17 protein-coding genes and 1 tRNA gene are annotated in these 14843 nt (G+C 38.8%); 6 read left to right on the forward strand and 12 right to left on the reverse strand.

All coding sequences use genetic code 11. From position 1 onward, the window contains the following. Positions 1-310 precede the first annotated feature (310 nt). The 3 genes from CHU_RS10575 (at position 311) to CHU_RS10580 (ending at position 2175) form a co-directional block, all read left to right on the forward strand. Entirely contained in the window at positions 311-685 is a 375-nt protein-coding gene (locus tag CHU_RS10575; RefSeq protein WP_041932705.1) for a VOC family protein, read from the forward strand. 349 nt (positions 686-1034) lie between these two features. Beyond that, on the forward strand, positions 1035-1451 hold the full coding sequence (locus CHU_RS19795) for an amidase family protein (protein WP_072356065.1): 417 nt from the start codon (positions 1035-1037) through the stop codon (positions 1449-1451). Further along, positions 1366-2175 (forward strand): amidase family protein, encoded by an 810-nt coding sequence (locus CHU_RS10580; RefSeq protein ID WP_041932337.1) that lies wholly within the window; start codon positions 1366-1368, stop codon positions 2173-2175. The genes CHU_RS19795 and CHU_RS10580 overlap by 86 nt, the downstream gene beginning before the upstream one ends. A 48-nt stretch (positions 2176-2223) precedes the next feature. Here CHU_RS10580 and CHU_RS19215 read toward each other — a convergent pair whose 3' ends face one another. The 3 genes from CHU_RS19215 to CHU_RS19940 are packed head-to-tail and all read right to left on the reverse strand — an operon-like array spanning position 2224 to position 3427. Continuing rightward, positions 2224-2574, reverse strand: a complete 351-nt coding sequence (locus tag CHU_RS19215) for an integrase core domain-containing protein (protein ID WP_187148215.1) — start codon at positions 2572-2574, stop codon at positions 2224-2226. A 23-nt stretch (positions 2575-2597) separates the two neighbouring features. Next, entirely contained in the window at positions 2598-2978 is a 381-nt protein-coding gene (locus CHU_RS19220; protein WP_011585550.1) for a hypothetical protein, read from the reverse strand. A 47-nt stretch (positions 2979-3025) separates the two neighbouring features. Further along, positions 3026-3427: an IS3 family transposase gene (locus tag CHU_RS19940; RefSeq protein ID WP_011585551.1), complete on the reverse strand. Its 402-nt coding sequence runs from the start codon at positions 3425-3427 to the stop codon at positions 3026-3028. A 13-nt stretch (positions 3428-3440) separates the two neighbouring features. Between CHU_RS19940 and CHU_RS10595 the strand changes: the two genes are divergently transcribed. After that, positions 3441-3701, forward strand: a complete 261-nt coding sequence (locus tag CHU_RS10595; protein ID WP_041932338.1) for a hypothetical protein — start codon at positions 3441-3443, stop codon at positions 3699-3701. A gap of 261 nt (positions 3702-3962) precedes the next feature. Here the strand turns inward: CHU_RS10595 and CHU_RS10600 are convergent. The 5 genes from CHU_RS10600 to CHU_RS10620 all read right to left on the reverse strand — a co-directional run bounded on the left by CHU_RS10600 (position 3963) and on the right by CHU_RS10620 (position 8534). After that, a tRNA-Ser gene (locus tag CHU_RS10600) sits at positions 3963-4049 on the reverse strand. Between the two features lie 228 nt (positions 4050-4277). Further along, positions 4278-5063 carry a TatD family hydrolase gene (locus CHU_RS10605; RefSeq protein WP_011585553.1) on the reverse strand — a complete coding sequence of 262 codons (786 nt, stop codon included), beginning with the start codon at positions 5061-5063 and terminating at the stop codon, positions 4278-4280. 144 nt (positions 5064-5207) lie between these two features. Further along, entirely contained in the window at positions 5208-6338 is a 1131-nt protein-coding gene (locus CHU_RS10610; RefSeq protein WP_011585554.1) for a glycosyltransferase family 2 protein, read from the reverse strand. After that, complete coding sequence (locus tag CHU_RS10615) at positions 6335-7000, reverse strand: polysaccharide deacetylase family protein (protein ID WP_011585555.1); 666 nt, start codon at positions 6998-7000, stop codon at positions 6335-6337. Before CHU_RS10615 ends, CHU_RS10610 begins: the two co-directional genes overlap by 4 nt. A 124-nt stretch (positions 7001-7124) precedes the next feature. Further along, the gene (locus tag CHU_RS10620) at positions 7125-8534 is read right to left on the reverse strand and encodes an oligosaccharide flippase family protein (protein ID WP_316910397.1); all 1410 of its coding nucleotides are present in this window, start codon (positions 8532-8534) and stop codon (positions 7125-7127) included. Between the two features lie 39 nt (positions 8535-8573). Between CHU_RS10620 and CHU_RS10625 the strand changes: the two genes are divergently transcribed. Together CHU_RS10625 and CHU_RS10630 are read left to right on the forward strand one after the other, a co-directional pair. Continuing rightward, positions 8574-10061, forward strand: a complete 1488-nt coding sequence (locus CHU_RS10625) for an O-antigen ligase family protein (RefSeq protein ID WP_011585557.1) — start codon at positions 8574-8576, stop codon at positions 10059-10061. Beyond that, the gene (locus tag CHU_RS10630) at positions 10058-10903 is read left to right on the forward strand and encodes a hypothetical protein (protein ID WP_011585558.1); all 846 of its coding nucleotides are present in this window, start codon (positions 10058-10060) and stop codon (positions 10901-10903) included. The genes CHU_RS10625 and CHU_RS10630 overlap by 4 nt, the downstream gene beginning before the upstream one ends. 86 nt (positions 10904-10989) lie before the next feature. On the opposite strand, the gene CHU_RS10635 is transcribed toward CHU_RS10630, so the two are convergent. The 4 genes from CHU_RS10635 to CHU_RS10650 are packed head-to-tail and all read right to left on the reverse strand — an operon-like array spanning position 10990 to position 14842. After that, positions 10990-12204: a PP2C family protein-serine/threonine phosphatase gene (locus tag CHU_RS10635; protein ID WP_011585559.1), complete on the reverse strand. Its 1215-nt coding sequence runs from the start codon at positions 12202-12204 to the stop codon at positions 10990-10992. Then, a complete protein-coding gene (locus tag CHU_RS10640; protein ID WP_011585560.1) occupies positions 12198-13436 on the reverse strand; it encodes an ABC transporter permease in 1239 nt (412 codons plus the stop codon). Before CHU_RS10640 ends, CHU_RS10635 begins: the two co-directional genes overlap by 7 nt. A 15-nt stretch (positions 13437-13451) precedes the next feature. Further along, the gene (locus CHU_RS10645; protein ID WP_011585561.1) at positions 13452-13706 is read right to left on the reverse strand and encodes a hypothetical protein; all 255 of its coding nucleotides are present in this window, start codon (positions 13704-13706) and stop codon (positions 13452-13454) included. Then, complete coding sequence (locus tag CHU_RS10650) at positions 13703-14842, reverse strand: glycosyltransferase family 2 protein (RefSeq protein WP_011585562.1); 1140 nt, start codon at positions 14840-14842, stop codon at positions 13703-13705. Before CHU_RS10650 ends, CHU_RS10645 begins: the two co-directional genes overlap by 4 nt. Between the last annotated feature and the right edge of the window lies 1 nt (position 14843).

Below are 14843 nucleotides of genomic sequence, written 5' to 3' on the forward strand. Positions count from 1 at the left end.
ATCTCCGTTTCTCTGCTACTATACATGCTGCATGTATTGCCCTGTATCTGATGCATGTGTTGTCTTATTTTGCACATGTGATTACCGTATTTTTTCTTTCAGACGAATTAAATAATCACACACTTAAAATACTGATTATTAAAAACTTACTATCAAATCCAGCTGCGTATCAGGATATAAAATAAGTTTTAAAATTATTGCAATTATTGCATTTACAGCATAATTTGCTTCTGTGCACGCGCACCAGCTGCCGGATATATTAAATTTTAGACAGCTGCTGTTTTATAGTATGTATAAATTTCTTATCTGTATGAAAAAAGTAACCGGTATTGGAGGGGTTTTCTTCAAATGCGATGATCCGAAAAAGATGAAAGAATGGTATGCCAAAAACCTGGGAATAGAAAGCGGTGAATACGGCGCTGCATTCAACTGGGTACAGGACGATAAAGTTGACCCAACGGGTTGTACAGCCTGGAATATAGTTGACCGCAATACGAAATACTTCGAGCCTTCCAAAAAAGATTTCATGATCAATTACCGGGTTGAAAATCTGGTTGCGTTGGTAGAACAATTGAAAACAGATGGTGTAACGATCATTGATGAGATAGCATCATACGATTACGGTAAATTCGTGCACATACTCGATCCGGAAGGCAATACTATTGAACTCTGGGAACCTGCCTGAGCTTCCACTTTTTCAGGCTTAAGTGTTTATGTAAAACCAGCACAAATGCACCATGTGTTGCTCTCACCGTGGTATGTGGCACACAGAACATTTGGTAGTGTTCTGTGTGCCACATACCACGGTGAGCATTAAATAAAATTAACATATGTAATTGAAAATTGAATTCAAAATACTCCGGTTTTGAGATAACTATTCTCTACATTAGAGAAGAGTTAGTATAAAAAATTACAAGCTGTTATGATAAATGAAATTGTTTTTTACCCGCTGCATCAACTAAGTGCATTGATCAAAAACAAAACTATTTCTTCTAAAGAATTGATAACGATTTTTCACGATCATATTTCTACGTATGAAAAAAAAAATCAACTGCATTACAGACCTGAAATCTGTAGAAGAATTATTGGCTGAAGCAGACGTACTGGATAATAAAATAAATGAAGGTATTTACCTTGGCCCCTTGCATGGCATACCTATGACTATTAAAGATACATTTGATGTGAAAGGAATGAAGAGCTGCAACGGAGATCCTCTTTTGCGGAATAATATTGCTGAAAAAGACGCGTATTTAATTTCACAACTTAAAGATGCGGGTGCCATAATAATTGGAAAAACGAATTTGCCCTTATTAGCGATTGATTGGATAAGCGATAACTTTTGGTTTGGAAGAACAAACAACCCATATGATCTCACACGTGTACCCCGGCGGAAGCTCAGGCGGCTCTGCAGCTGCTTTAGCTGCAGGGTTTACACCACTGGAACTAGGTAGTGATGCAGGAGGTTCCGTGCGCGTACTTGCCCATTTTTGCGGCGTTTGCGGCTTACGGCCAACCGATGGATTATTTTCAAACGACGGACAATTTAAATTCCCGGGAAAAGCGAAAGGTCTGCGTTATATAACTGTTCCCGGACCAATGGCCAGAAATATAACCGATCTTAAAATTCTTTTTGATGTTTTCTATGCGAACAGGTTATCCAAAAATCATGCTCCGTTAAATATTGAAAAATTTCCTTACGATAAAAACAGACCCTTGAAAATTGCCTATTCAAATACCATCCATAATGTTGAGGTAGATTCAGCATATAAACAGGTATTTACTGCATTCATAGAAAAATTAAAACAGGATGGGCACACGGTTACAGAAGAACAGCCTGACTTTAATTACAAGGAAAGCTACCTGAACTGGGCAACGATTATGGGTTTTGATTTTGGTATCAACATGCCGGGAATTCCATTGGAAAAGTATGTAATGTGGTTATTTATGTTTTTCAAATATCGCGATTACGACTGGGCTACAGGTATGAAAAGAGGTATTGGCGGGAACATCAAGTCGTATGCAAATGCATTGGAATTCAGAGACGAATTAAGTAACATCTTTGAAAACTTTCTAACAAAATACGACATCTGGTTAACACCTGTTTCGTCTGATTGTGCCTTCCATCATCAGCGCACCGGCAAACCCTTCCTCATGAATCGTCCTGAAATAGGTTGACAGATTTTAATACTAATCCCAGTTATCAAAAGTAACTGGGATTTTTGTTTAATGCACCATTTCTGGCGTTTTCATTTTTAATGATAAATGAGGTCTTACGTTATTATATAATTGTATTGCTTGCTCAGTAAGCTCTTTTGCTACTTGTCTGGTTATTATTTTTTGACCTAATCCAAATTCTTCTTTGAGCGTTCTATTCATCCTTTCAGCTAACGCATTTTCATAAGGGTCAGATTGTTCGGTCATACTTATGCTTACTCCATTGCTATTTGACAATGCTACATATTCTTTACTGCAATACTGAAGCCCTCTGTCAGAATGATGAATCAATTTTGAATCAGGATACTTTCTATTTTTCAATCCCATTTCAAACGCTTTTATCATGGATTCTGTATCCATAGAGTCTGCTATAGAGTAGCCCATTATTTTCTGCTGTAGGCATCAGTGACCATATTTAAATAGCAGTTTCCTTCATCTGTTTTTATGTATGTGATGTCACTAACCCATACCTGCTCAGGTCTATGTATGATGAGCCCTTTCACTATATTGGGATATTTCCTGAGCCAATGCTTAGACATCGTTGTTTGAATATATCTGCGCCTGGGCTTAATAAGCATATCATAAAACCTTAATATTGAGAAGAGTTTATCCCGGCCAACTTTGAGTTCTGCCTGATCAATAAACGGCTTTATAATATGGTAAGTCTTTTTTCCTCCTAATCTAGGAAGCTGCTTTCTTTGTGTATCTACCAGTTGTTTGATAGCCTTTCTTCTGTCAATGAGTATCAACTCCTGCTTGAGCATTTTGTATAAATACTGACGACTATAACCTAACGTTGAAGCTATACCTTTTACTGTGATAAATCTTCTTTGTTCCCCTTCTCTTTGAAAGCGGCTTCTGAGAGGGGCAAATACTTTTTTCTGATTTCTGTATCAAACAGCTCATCTGCTATGTCAATAGCGGCATTGAGAATTTCTTTCTCGGCTTCCAGGCGTTTTAGTTTACGCTCCAGTTCTTTGATTTGCTTATTGGGGGCCTTCTTTTTCATCTGGTCAGATTCTTTCCAATCCAATCTACCATGTTTTCGTAACCAAGTCAATACGGTACTTCTTCCCTGGATACCATATTTCAATTGTGCCTGCTTGTAGGTTAAGTCCCCTTTTTCTACTTCATCTACTAATTGTAGTTTAAAGGCTAAACTGTAATCTTTTTGAGTCCGCTTTACATAAACTCTTTTTCCTGTCTTTTCCATAAGTTTGACTATTTTGTGTCAACTTATTTCAGGACGATACATCATTAATAATAAAAAAGTATCCTACACAGATGCACTGGCAAGCTTTAATTTTACCACTGCACTTCCTGGTCACCCGATATGTGTGATTCCTATAGGTTCAATTAAAAATAATATGCCGGTGGGTATTCAGATTCATTGTAAAAAATGGCATGATATAAAATTACTGGAAATTGCGGCGCATCTTGAAAAATTAACGGAGGGCTTTAAAAAACCGCTACTCGAGTATGTATAATATTCTCACCGTGGTCTGTGGCACACGTCTCACCGTGGTCTGTGGCACACAGACCACCTCCCAATGGGTGGCACACAGACCACAGTAAACATAAGCTATAACGGCATTTACAGGTAGCCTCCGCCCTATATTTCGCCGCGGCGAACCGCCTATGTTCCGTGTATATTCCGGGTATGTTCCGCCTATATTCCGCCTCTGTGATGTGTAAAAATCTGCTGAAAAAGTAAAATCCCCTGAAGTTTATAAAACTCAGGGGATTTGTAGAGAGGAAGAGATTCGAACTCTCGGTACAGTCACCCGCACACACGCTTTCCAAGCGTGCTCCTTAAGCCACTCGGACACCTCTCTCTGTAGCTTGGTAATTCCATTCGCCGCGGCGAAAACAAAAAACAAATTTCAAACGAATGAAAATCTGTCATTTTTTTAATTGGGATACAAATAAACGCTTTTATTCGGGTAAAAACAAACACAACAGAATTAATGGATTATCAGAGAGCAGGATTTTGTCTTTAAGACAGATAGAAACTTGATTATTATTAATTTAGCAATTTTATGAGCATGTTCAATATCCGTTTGTTATTTGGAATTTCTGAAGCTATTTCCAAATAAAAGCCTGCTGTTAGCCGTCGTCTGTTCCACTACTGCTTCTTTCGGCATATGAAGCACATCTCCTATCTTTTGCGCAATTATATCAATGTACGCCGGTTCATTGCGTTTGCCCCGGTATGGCACGGGTGCCAGATACGGACCATCGGTTTCAAGTACTACCTGCCCGATGCCGATCTCTTCAATCAGTGTATCCAATCCCGCTTTTTTATAGGTTATCACGCCGCCGATGCCAATCATCCAGCCATAGGTCTTTAGCAGGGTAACTTCAGCAAGGGAACCGGAAAAACAATGAAATACGCCACGTAAACCCCGTTGCATATAGGGTTTCAATACTTCCAGCGATTCGGCATTTGCTTCCCTGCTGTGAATCACAATCGGCAGATTGTATTTCAACGCCCACTCCGCCTGTATATTCAATGCGTCCTGCTGCTGTGCAAGAAAACTTTTATCCCAATGCAGATCAATCCCAACTTCACCCAGCGCAACAAACGTGCGGCTTGCCAGCTGCCGCTCAATAACCGCCAGCTGCTCTTTATAATCTTCTTTTACATAACAGGGATGCAGACCCATCATGGCAAAACAATGTTGCGGAAAATCTTTTTCTACCGCAAACATCGGTTCAATTGAATGTACATCCACATTCGGCATATAAAAGGCTTCTACGCCTGCATCAATCGCCTGTTGAATAAGCGCATTGCGGTCTGCTTTATATTCATCTGAATACAAATGAATGTGTGTTTCTATAATTCCCATCTCTAATTATGAATTATAAATTATGAATGAATCTTTTCTTTAATAAAACCATTTCAGATACCTGTTTTTTGCCAAAACATAAAATTGCTAACCAAAGCCACCTTATCTGGAAAATGTAAATTATACAATGCCTTCATTCATAATTTATTTCGGTTGTATGTCTTTTCCTTTATATGTCCGTCCTTTCCATTGTACCCCCAATGGTAGCAGGCGGTACATGAATAAGAGCAACGGAAAGAAGTATCGGTTAAGTTCAAATAAGATACTATTTCTGCGCAAACTATTGATGCCCATCTTGCATGCAACCTGATCAATAAAAGACATGTGCAGATTAAATATGATTAACCAGATCACTACTATCCAGATCCAATGAATAAAAATGAATGCCAGTACCAGCATCGGAAAAAACATGGCCTGCAGCACCAGAAAAATAACCAGTATTTTGGGTAATCTGAAAGCGCCGCTTATCCAGCGTTTGCGCTGCTGTAAAGCTTCCTTAAGTGTTTTAAGCGGAGCGGTAGTTGCTGTTGAACCGGCATCTAAGAGATTGCGGAATCCCCAGCCTTTTTTAAGTGATGCCAGAAAGAGTTCAAGATCCTCGGTTACTGAAAACGAAAGGTTTTCGTATCCGCCGGTATCGTCGTAACACAGCCGTTGTATGGCCATGTTATTTCCTACTGCCGTAACCGGAATATGCATGTCTGAAACCACATGGATCATCCCGCTTGCATACGCCCAGTCGATCCGCTGTGTACGGGCAAACAGACTGTCACCTGCAACAATCGTAGAGCCGGATACAATACCGGTGTTCTCTTCAAACCCGGCGAATAAGGCTTCGATCCAATGCGTCGGTACTTGTATATCCGCATCGGTTATAAACAGGAACGCTCCCCGTGCCTGCTTTGCGAGTTGTGCCAGCACGTTAGCTTTTCCCTTTACATGTCCGGCCGAAGGCTGTATGGAAACAAGATGATAATTCGGTTTATTGTGTATAAAAGCTGCAACGATGGTATGTGTTGCATCCGTCGATTGATCATCCCCGATCCACACCTCTATGTTTTCAGCCGGATAACTTAATTTTTCTACCGCCTGTAAACAAGTTAAAATATTTTTTTCTTCGTTGCGCGCAGCGATGAGAATAGATATAACGGGACGTTGAGCTCGTGCAAAAAAAGAAGGTGGTTTATGATGAAACCGGATGCGGTACAGTAAAACACATTGGTAACTTATATAAACAATCGCGTAGGCTAAAAAAAGATACGGTATGAAACTCATAACGTTTTAAACTGGTACCCGTTGCGTAAGGATGATTCAATGTATTTAGGCAAGGCATAATCGAGATTCTCCAGAGCTTTCATGCTGTCGTGAAAAATTACAATAGAACCGTCTCTGGAATCTTTGATTGCGGTCTGCAGGCATTTTTCAGCGCCGCGGAGTTTATCAAAATCACCCGTAATCACATCCCACATGATGATCCGGTAAATGGTCTGTAAATAATCACATTGAGCGGTTTTCATTTTCCCGTATGGTGGTCTGAAAAGACGCTCTGTTTTCCAGGTCTGCGGCAGATCCATATCTTCTTCCAGCTTTTCCATCATAGCTTCGCATGCCATAATGTTTGCAAAATAATAATCGTCTGCATGCTTCCATCCTTTTAAATGATTATAGGTGTGGTTTGCCGTACGATGTCCTTCCTGTAAAATGCGTTTATATAATTCGGGATACTTTTTAATATTATCACCCACACAAAAAAACGTCGCTTTGATATCATATTTTTTAAGCAGCTCCAGTACAAAAGGTGTAGCCGTGGGTACCGGCCCATCATCAAACGTAAGGTAAATCGTTTTAGCTTCATCCTTACCGCTTTTCAAACGCCATTCAGCTCCCTTAAAAAACTGTGAAAATAGCCAACCCGAATGATTAAAATACAAACTCATTTAAATTGATTACGACTGAATTATTCTATGCCTTGTTGTATTACTGATGCAAATGTATAAAAATAGCAGTTGTTTTTTTATTCTATGTGATAAATAAGCAAAAAGGGAGGGATAAAACAAATTTTTAAAACGTATGTATCGATTTATGCAGGTTAAGTGCCAGGCTGAAAAAGAGCACCAGAATGCCTGTCGTTGTTGAGGCGAGCCACCATACAAGTTCAAAATGATGCGCCGTGTAAAAACTTACCAATGTAATTGCTGCCAGCAAAAGCAGTTTCACGGTTATGGAATAATCCAGTGCGGCATGTTTGTGTCGCAGGATAAAATAGACATAACTGCCGGAAATAAAAATATTACTGATTACAGTAGCTACAGCTGCCCCGGAAATGCCTAACCAGGGAAGCAGAATCACATTCAATACCACATTGATCACAATACTTCCAATAAGCATTTTATTTATAAAATATTCTCCGCCTGTTGCCGATAATAATGTTCCGAATGCTGCAAAAAAAGCATGAATAAAGACCGCGCCAAAAAGAATCTTTAAACAGCTTGTCATTTCTGCAATCTCTGCCGGGGTACTGTTGCCTAATAAAAAGAATAGCTGTTCCCCATAGAACCACACAAAACAGGAAATAAAGATCATTGGTATACCGCTCACGATTTGAGACATGCTGATGATCTTTGACAGATCAGCCGGATTATTTTTGAAGAACGCAAAACGGGCAAAAAACATGGGTAAAATAATCCATAAGAACATCATAAACGCATCCATCCAGCGGTAGGCGCCTGCATATAAGCCTGATGCGTGCTCGCCGAGCATACGTTCAATCATTACCTGATCAATTTTATCGTGCAATGAAAACAGCACCGTAATCAATGCAAACGGATATGTCTGCTTAACAATATCTTTCCAGGCACGCAAGTTCCATTGAAACGAAAATGATTCAGGGGTATATAATTTAATGGCCGGGATCACAAACACCAATAAACTCAGCAACATAACCACTACACGCAGCTCAATATAATTGCTTAGTGTTATTCCCCAGGTAAACAGAATTAGCGTTCCGATTATTAAAAAAGTTTTATCTGAAACGGACGCAAGAGAGTCAATCGTAAACCGTTGCGACGCCTGAAACTTGGCGCGTATGTACATAAGCAGCTGGTAGAAACTATACGACAGGCTGATTAAAAACAACAGGATTATTTCATCTGTATGATACCCAATCAGATACCCTACAGCAACCATAAAAAACGGATAGATTGCGGCTAATACAAATTTAAAAGAGAAATAGGTGGAAAATGCATCGGGTGCATAACCGGTCTCTGCGGCGAACTTTTTAGTAAGAAATTGATTGACCCCCAGATCCAGTAAAACGATAAAAAGAAATGCCAGCGCATTTAACGCTGCGAATAAACCATACTGCTCATGACCGATACTATTCTGGACACTATTCTCTAACAATAAGTTTATAGGCTTGATCGTTAGATTCAAAAGTATAGCTAGCGCAATATTTTTATATAATTTTCCTATCTTTCGTAGATTTTAGTTACAATAATACACAATATAATTTTGAGCGTAAAAAAATATATTAAAAACTACCAGATCGTTGGGGAGCAATACCGGGTAATCCTTCTTTTTACTTTTTGCAGTCTGATCGGACTTTCGCAGGATAGTATAGGAATTGCACTGCTGCCGGTTGCATTATTAATAAGCGCTTTTATATTCAGTTACCCTGCAGCAGGTTTATATATCACAGCAGCGCTACTACCCTTTTCCAGAAATATCGGGTTTGATTTTATTGGCGTAACGGTTAATACACCTTTAGAACCATTGTTATTAGTTGTTGCAGGTACTACGCTGTTCAACTTCATGTTTAATGGTATAGATAAGGCAATGCTTTTCCATCCGTTAACTAAACTTGTTATAGTGTTTATCAGCTTGATTTTTGTGAGCTGCTGTTTTTCAACCGAACCGTTAATTTCATTCCGGATTGCGGCACAAACAATTATATACATTATTGCGTCTTATTTTGGGATTCTGTACTTCAGCCAATCAGACCCAAAACTTCCCTATCACTTTTTACTGACTAGTTTATTTTCATTTTCTGTATTGGCGTTAATTAATTTTATCAGACACAGTACCTTCGGTTTTTCACGTACCGTAGCATGGAACATTCCTAATCCGTATTATACCGATCATACAATTTATTCTACTATGGCAGCCTTTATGATTCCGCTTGCCTTTACCGCCATGCTGTGGTATTATAAAAAATCGTTGTGGAAATTCAATGTATTTACCTGCTTGTTTTTATTAAGCTCTTCTGCATTGATCTTATCTTACAGCCGTGCTGCCATGATGGGCGTAGCAGGCGCGTTGTGTTTATTTATCGTTTGGCGGTATAAGATCAGATGGAGCTATATCGGCATTGCCGCACTTATAGTAGCAGTATACATATTCTCTGCACGGGATCAGTTTTACATGCAGATGAAAAGAAACAATGCAGATTCAAAAACTAAAAAAACAAGTGTTGAGGACCAGTTCAAATCAATCACCAACATGAATACGGATGTTTCTAATATGGAACGCCTCAATCGCTGGAGTTCGGCCATCCGTATGATTAAAGACAAACCTTTTCTGGGTTTTGGTTACGGCATGTACCAACATAAGTATTTTCCCTATCAAAAAGCTAATGAAATGACGTATATTAGTATCCACAATTCACAACCTAAATATAAAAGCGGAACCGGTGGAACAACCCACTCTGAGTATTTATTAATATCCTCAGAAAATGGTATCATTACAGGTGTGGTTTATATAGCGTTATTAGTAATGAGCCTGTATACCGTTTCAAAATTGGTGAATACCCTGACACCTGCTGATGTTAATTATTATATCGTGATAGGATTAGGCATGAGTATTACAACCTATCTGGTGCATAGTTTCTTTAATAATTTTCTTGATACATCTAAGATATGTACTATCTTCTTCGGAATGCTGGCCTGCTTGGTAACAATTGATCTTTCAAATAAAACAACTTATACTACCGTACAACAATGACTAATAAAATATCCGGGATTGCAATTTTAAATCTTATTATAAAAAACGGAAAACTTTTAACCGTAGTTGGAATTACCTCCTTAATTCTAAGCCTCGCGGTATCATTTATGATGCCTGTTTATTATAAATCTACGTCAATTGTGTATGCTTACAATCCTGAAGCATATGACCCAAGAAATATCTGGGACTCTAAAAACCCATACGGTTCCTCTGCGGATGCAGACCGCATCATGGCTATTGCTCAGTCGCGCGAAGTGCAGAATTATATTACGGAGAAATATGATCTAATGAAACATTATGACATAGACCCTACCCATTGGCGGGCTAAGGTAGATCTGACAAACAAATTTCAGGGAAATCTGAATATTGTTGAAAATGATTTAAGCGCTATTGAAATAAGTTTTCTGGATGAAAATGCAGATACAGCAGCGATGATTGTAAATGACATTGTTGCAAAAACGGATGAGATTAATAAAAAACCATTACTTGAATTCAGCAAGAAACTTTTTGAGTCTTCTGAAAAAATATTGAATGAAAGGTATTCCGGTATCGATAGTATACAGAAAATTATTAATGTATTGCACTTCGATAAAAACTTCTCACGTTCTGAAGTTATTACATCTGAATTATTACAAACAATCACTGAATTAAATTCTGCCCGTAAAAATCTTGACTTAATTAAACAGGATTTCTCAACAATGAATATCATTGAACGTGCAGAGCCGATAGCGAAAAAAGCTAAACCTCAAAAGCTTGTTATCATCATCACATCTGTTATAATCGCTGAAGTTACTGCCATACTGATCTTATTATTGTCAGCACTGAAAAAAAATGAAATATAATACTGTTCTTCTGAACAGATATATCATATATAAAAAAACACCTCATAAAATTCATGAGGTGTTTTTTTATATCTCTTAATGTATTTTTACGCCTGAATACGGCAGCTCAGGACTGTTATATCATCGTTGTAGGCTTTTGTACCTTTAAAATCTACCGTTGCTTTTACAATGGATTCAATCATCTCGGTCTGATTTTTTGAGGCTTCAATCTGAATCATAGGCAGAATACGCTCTAAACCAAATTCATCATCTTTTTCATTCATACATTCAGATAAACCATCCGTATACAAAAACAAATGATTTTCATCCTGTAGTTTTAATATCGTTTCTTCAATCAAAGGTAAGCGGTCAAACATACCAAGAATTGTACAGCCCTTATCCAGCAAGATTACCTGATCTTTCTGAATCAACGGAATCGAGTTATGACCGGCATTGATATACGCTATTTCTTTTTTAGTAAAATCAAGAATACAAATAAACATGGTTACAAACCGATTGCCTTTTGTATGCAGCAGAATTAATTCATTCAATTGAAAAACAATCTTTTTAAGATCACTTGTATAACGCAACATCGTGCGCAACGCCGCCTGTACATTGGACATGAGAATAGCGGCAGGAACGCCTTTACCACTTACATCTGCAATACATACCAGCGAGCGGTCTTCATCTATATCGATGTAATCGTAATAATCACCGCCAATGGTCTGATGCGGTAAATAAAATGCTTTTAAGGAAATTTTACTTGTTTCAGGTAAATCTTTCGGGAACAGATGACTTTGTACTTCGCGCGCAATCTGCATCTCTTTTTTAAATGCTTCCTGCTGTAATTCCCTTCGTGCAAACTTTTTATTCTCAATTGCTACAAGAATAATGTTTGTAAACGTTTGAATAAAGGCCTGATCGATCTCTCCCTTATCTGCTTTTTTCTTTAAAAACACATATGCGAGCACATTGTTTTTATGAATAACCGGAATTACCAGATCAAAATCAGAAAACGGTTCAGATACAGCAAGGTCAAGTACTGTAATGGCTGTAATGTGTTGAAGTTCTTCAGATAAAGGAACGTTCGTGTAATCAAGCGCGGTACCAACATTTGCTTTACAAACCCAGGCATCATCTTTAACATATAACGCCAGTTTGCCGACACTTAAATTTGCTAATAAGGTAAACTGAAAAATTTTATATAAAGACGATTCAGGCAAATTCGCATTGATTGCCTGCGTAATCTCAAGCAAAGACGATAACTTTAAATCTTTTACAAGTAATTCGTGTGTCTGCGTAGTTGTTGACTTCTCTACCATTTTGTTGCTGTTTGGGGATCATACGCATCCCTTAAACCATTACCGAATAAATTAAAGGCTAATACCAGCATACTGATACAAATACTTGGGAAGAACACCAGATACCAGCCACCATCACTCCAGTTCGATTGATAGCCTTCGCTAACCATCATACCCCAGGAAGGCATTGGCGGCTGTACACCTAAACCAAGGAAACTTAAACCAGACTCAATCAGGATTGCGGAAGCAAAATTGGATGTAGCAATAACAATCATCGGCCCCACAATGTTGGGAAGAATATGATAGAAAATAATTCTCCAGCTTCCGATCCCTAAGGCTCTGGCTGCTTCAACAAATTGTTTTTCTTTGATAGCCAGGATCTGACCACGTACAACACGCGCCACCTCAACCCACATGGTTAAACCAACTGCCACAAAGGCTACCCAGATACCTTTGCTTTGTAGGGCAAGGCTGATTGCGATTACCAGCATGATACCCGGAATGGACCACGTAACCGTTAAAAACCACATCAGCGTACGATCAACCAGGCCGCCGAAAAAACCGCCGATAGCACCAAATGTGATCCCTACAACCAATGAAATGATTACAGATATAAAACCAATAGATAAGGATATCCGTGTACCGAACAGTAACCGGCTAAGCATATCTCTGCCGCGTTTATCTGTGCCTAACATGTAGGTACGCGACTCAACATTCTTTTTTAGAAATGTTTCATTGAGACTTTTTTTAGAGAAGCCATGAACAACTTCATTGGCATCAACATAAAAAGAAGAATCCGCTGTTAATCTATGATTGGCAGATGAATCTTTAAATAATTTATACGTTGGGCCTGCATACCATACATCGATATAACTTAATGTAAGTTCTCTTTCCCAGACACGCTCGTTAAATTCTCTGTAGTAAATGGAATCTCCTTTGAAATAAAAAGAATCAACAGGTTCAATCGTATAGGGATTTTCCCGCCCCTCAATCATCATGGTAAAAAAGTTGACGTCCTCTACCACTCTGTTTTTATGCTTCTTTATAAATTTAGCTGAAAAACCCGGAGCCTGTTTCTTGATAAGATTTGCACCATCATCTGCATTAGGTGTATTATCGGGCATGATAGAATAACCCAGTATGGCTATAATATGTGCTACGATAATAAAAAACAACCCAAACATTGCTGGTTTATTATTATACAGCCGTTTTTTTATATAGTATGAGGGAGAATGTACGTCTTTGCTTTCCACGTTCGAATTAAGAAATTATAAAGAGTTATGCGCAAACAATCCTTTTTTAGTTGCTAAATAATGATAGCCGGAACAGTTGGCTGACCAGATCTCCGGTGATAAAATTTCCTCATCACTTTCTTTATCCAGCACTTTTACCCATTCCTTTTGTACCATTCCGATCAGTAATGCTTTCAAATCATGTTCATTCAGTTCCAATTCGTTACAAAGAAACCCGAATGTCTGTACAAAATATAAGCTGTCAATCAGTTCAAATTCTATATCTGTCATGAATGCTTTTCAATACGTTCTTTCCATGTATATGTTCCAAAACGGGCCATCAATCCAAAATAAATTACATAGGCCGGATAGATCAGAACTGCATACATAAATGTACTCTTTTTAAAATCTATTGACAAAAATCTGGCAACAGACTTTAAATAGAAATAGTCAAAAATGATTTTAGTTGCCCACATTGCAACGGCCCAATACCAGGCTGTTACAAAAATGAGCGCTAACGCACTGCATACCAATAATGTAAAATGAAATACAAAAATCCATATAGCTACTGCCTGCACGTACCAGAGCGCATAATGCTCCCATTTGCTGGCCCAGCGTTTTCTCTGGTTCCTGAATTCCTGCCACGATGTTGCGGAACCGGTCGATACAACAGCATGCTGTTGCTTGCAAAAAACAACAGATCCGGCACCTCTGGCAGCAACAAGTTTATGCATTAAAAATTCATCGTCTCCACTCGCTACTGCTGTATTTCCTTCAAAACCACCAACAGCATTATAGGCTTCCCGTGTATACAGTATATTTGCACCGTTGCACATAAGCGGCACCTGTAATCCGATTGCACTGGCTCCGCTTCCAACCAGACTTGCAAATTCAATCCATTGAAATTTATTCCAAAAAGTATATTCACCCTGCATGCGAACAGGTCCGGAAACAAAAGATGCCTGTGTTTTTAGCTGCGTATAAACCATTGTTTTTATCCATGCCGGCAAATGCCTGCAATCAGCATCTGTTGTGAGGATCAATGCCGAAGCAGATTGTGCAAGAGCAGAGGCGATCTGTTTCTTTTTACCTTTCCAGCCGGCATACGCCGGCTGTATGCAAACCATTCTAAAACGATCCGGATAACGCATCGCCCAGTTCTGCAGTACTTGCGTTGTACCATCTGTTGATGCGTCATCAACCAGATAGACGGTAAACAATTCCTGGGGATATTCCTGTATCAGCAGATCATGTAATACAGATTCAATTTTGTCAATCTCATTCCGTACAGGCAGAATCACTGCTACAGAAGTATCCGGCATATAAGAAGGATCTATGTCATATTCTTGTATGCGTTGCCAGCCGATCAGCAGACACACGCCGAAAAGTATATAAAGCAAACAACAGATGCCGATGTATATAGCCATA

The organism is Cytophaga hutchinsonii ATCC 33406, assembly GCF_000014145.1.
Classification (GTDB): Bacteria; Bacteroidota; Bacteroidia; order Cytophagales; family Cytophagaceae; genus Cytophaga; species Cytophaga hutchinsonii.